Origin of the sequence: Streptosporangium sp. NPDC005286 (genome assembly GCF_040607515.1) — a bacterium.
Taxonomy (GTDB): Bacteria; Actinomycetota; Actinomycetes; order Streptosporangiales; family Streptosporangiaceae; genus Streptosporangium.
Window position 1 is genome coordinate 1 of the sequence record NZ_JBEXGU010000346.1, and the last position, 3,519, is coordinate 3,519.

At 64.1% G+C, this 3,519-nt stretch carries 2 protein-coding genes; both read right to left on the reverse strand.

Going from position 1 to position 3,519, the window contains the following annotated elements; genetic code table 11:
• Window positions 1–296 (reverse strand): beta-ketoacyl synthase N-terminal-like domain-containing protein (locus ABZU75_RS45805; RefSeq protein WP_355569668.1); only part of this gene is annotated, 296 nt, incomplete at its 3' end.
• A 34-nt stretch (window positions 297–330) separates the two neighbouring features.
• The coding region (locus ABZU75_RS45810; protein WP_355569671.1) for an SDR family NAD(P)-dependent oxidoreductase at window positions 331–3,519 on the reverse strand (3,189 nt) is incomplete at its 5' end.

Consider the following 3,519-nt stretch of genomic DNA (forward strand, 5'->3'; position numbering starts at 1 on the left):
AAGAATCCACCGCGCCGAACGTACGTCGTACCCGACTCATCCGGATCAGAGCTGAACAACCGGTCCAGATCCCAGCCACGATCCACCGGGAACTCACCGATCACCTCCCTTCCCGCCGCGACCACGTCCCACAGCTCCCCCGCGGACGTCACCCCACCGGGGAAACGGCAACCAATCCCCACCACCGCGATCGGCTCGTGTGCCTGAGTTTCCAGTTCACGAAGCCGCTGCTTGGTCTCGTAAAGCTCGACCGTCGCCTTTTTCAGATACTGTACGAGCTTTTCTTGGTCGTTCACCGGGCCAACCTCCGCATAATAGTGTCGCCTGACATCAGGAAATAGCCTTGTCAATGAGGTCGAATATCTCATCGGTCGAAGCCGACATTATGTGTTCGACCACGGCATCCGACTGCCGCCGAGATCTGCCCAGACCTTCGAGCAAGTCGTTCAGTTTGGCTTCGATCGCAGATTTTGCGTCCTCGTCAAGGGCTGCCGAGGCGAGGACGGCTTCGAATCTATTGAGCTCGGAAAGAAGGTCGGAGAACTCCTTCGGTATGACAGAAGAAAACCTGCTGTCGAGGTACGTACAAAGCGCGCGCGGGTTGGGATGGTCAAAGATGAGGGTCGGCGGGAGTTTGAGACCGGTGTGGTGACTCAGATGGTTTCGGAGTTCGAGGGCTGTGAGGGAGTCGAAGCCCAGGGTTTTGAAGGGTTGCTCCGGGTCGAGTGAGGTGGAGGTGCCATGTCCCAGGACCATGACGGCTTGGATCTGGACGAGTTGCAGGAGGCGCTCGCGCCGATCAGCGGAACTGAGGCCGGCCATTTCGGCCGCGAAAGAGTGTGCGGTTCCGGCGTCGCCGGCACGGCGACGAGCGGAAGTCGCCGACAGGCTGGTGAGAATCTTGGGGAGTGTTCCGGTCCGGGACTGCGCGGTGAGGGCGCGAAGGTCGAGCGGAGCCGGCGCCAGGGCAGGCAGGCCCGTGGCCAGCGCCGCGTCGTAAAGCTTCATTCCGTGCTCGGTGGTGATGGGTGTGAAGCCGAGACGAGCGAGACGTGATTTGTCACTACCGCCGAGATGGGAGGTCATCCCGGTAGCCGGCTGCCAATAACCCCATGCCAAGCTCGTGATTGGAAGACCAAGGTGACGTCGATGATGGGCCAGGGCGTCGAGGTAGGCGTTGGCGGCCGCGTAGTTGCCCTGTCCGGGGGAGCCGATGGTACCGCTCAGAGATGAGAACAGCACGAATCCGGCCAGGTTGAGATGGCGGGTTTGCTGGTGCAGATTCCAGGCGGCGTCGACCTTGGGGCGCAGTACCCGGCGCAGATGATGAGGAGTGAGCGCTGGGACCGTCGCGTCGGCCAGCACTCCGGCGGCATGCACGACAGCGGTCAATGGGTGCTGCCGAGGGATGGAGTCGAGCAGAGCGGCGAGTGCGGCCGGGTCCGCGATGTCACAGGCTGCGACCATGACCCTCGCACCGAGCTCGGTCAGTTCTTCGGCCAGCCCGACGGCGCCGTCGCTGTCCGGACCCCGGCGAGAGACCAGGAGAAGATTTCTCATCCCGTGCTCGGTCACCAGGTGACGGGCGAGCAGGCCACCAAGGGCGCCTGTTCCCCCTGTGATCAGCACGGTTCCGTTGCTGTCAGGCGCGTTCGGGAGAGTGAACACTATCTTGCCCACGTGGCGGGCCTGACTCATATCCCGGAATGCCTGGCGCGCCTGCCGGATGTCGTACGTACTGACGGGAAGGGCAGGCAAGGTGCCGTCTTCGAACAACGGAGCCAGGCGGGTGAACAGCCGGTGAATGACTCGAGGGTCGCCGAGGGCGCGGTCGACGGCCTGGTAGACGATGCCGGGATACATGGCGGCGACCTGATCCGCGTCTCGTACATCGGTCTTGCCGATCTCGATGAAACTCCCCCCGTTGGGAAGCAGTTCCAACGAGGCGTCGACGAATTCGCCCTTCAGGCAGTCCAGTACGACATGCATTCCCTGGCCGCCGGTCACCTGCAGGAACTTGGCCTTGAACTCCAGGCTGCGGGACGAGGCGATGTGGTCGTCGTCAAGGCCCATCTCCCGCAGGATCGGCCACTTGGCCGGGCTTGCGGTTGCGAACACCTCCGCCCCCGCGTGCCGGGCAAGCCGGATAGCCGCCATACCGACCCCGCCGGCGCCCGCGTGAATCAGCACCCGCTGCCCGGCCTGAACTTCGGCCAATTCCGACAGGGCGTGGTAGGCCGTCAGATAAGCCACCGGGGCCGAAGCCGCGTCGGTAAAGGACCAGCGGCGAGGCACCGGAATCACCATGCGTTGGTCCGTGACTCCAGCGGGGGCGAACGAATCGGGTATGAACCCCATGACCCTGTCGCCGACGGCCAGCCCGTCCACGTTGGGACCGACCTCGGTGACGACTCCCGCTCCCTCCAGGCCTAAACCGTCGTCTCCGACGAGGCCGAGAGCGACCATCACGTCGCGGAAGTTCAGTCCGCTGGCGTGGATACGCATACGGATGTGACCGTCGGCCAGAGCCTGCTCAGGACGTGGGCCCGCGATGTCTGCCGTGGTGGCGAGGTGCGCCGCTTCCGCCGAACCACACCCGGCGCTCTCAGTCGGAATGCCGATCGACTTCTCCGGCGACTCTCGATGGAGCAGGGCTCCGGGAGCAACCGGATCCGGGCCGGCGCTGAGCACGAGATTGGCGAGGGTGCCCTTACCCACGGTGTCCAGCCGCCAGGAGGTGGCAGCCGGCAGAAAAAGAATGTCGTCTGATTGGACACGAGTGAGGCGGGATGTGTGGACGACACCCTGGCGAAGGGCCAGTTGGCCTTCCTCGTCCTCCGGGATGTGACGGGTGAGCAGGTACCGAATCTGCCGGTAGGAGGCTTCGTGGTAATCCGTGTCCAGTAGCGCGAAACGATTGGGATATTCGTTCTGAGCAGTGCGAACCAGCCCCCATACAGCGGCCTGAGCAAGGTCGAGCGATCCGTCCAGAGGGCTGGTCGCGATGGCGTGGTGAGTGAGGATGATCAGGCGAGTGTCGGCCAGCCGAGGATTGTTTATCCACGCTTGCAGCAGCTTCAGAGCTTGCTCGGTGACGGCGTGAACAGCCGCCGGAACGTCGACACTGCCGGCGTCGATGAGAGGGGGAAGCCAGACGACCAGCTCTGGGTCCTCTGTGCCGATTGAGCTCGGTTCGTCGATCAGCGCGGTCAGATCCCGATGGACGGGGACGACGCCGATCGCTGTGGCCACTTCGATCGCTCGCTCCGGATTCTGCTCTGCCAGCACAGCGCAGCGGGGCTGCCGTCGTGCTGCGGCATTCGCCGGCATGGGCCTGATGTCCGCTGTCCAGGAGAGGTGGAACAGATCCGAGCTGACGTCGGAGACCACGGCAGGAGCACTGTTCAGCGTGTCGGCGTCGCTGGAGCGGAGGGTGAGGGTGTCGATGGTGATGACCGGCGCGTCCGCGGGATCCATGGCGGTGACGCTGATGGTGTCGGCGTCGATGGTGGTGATGCG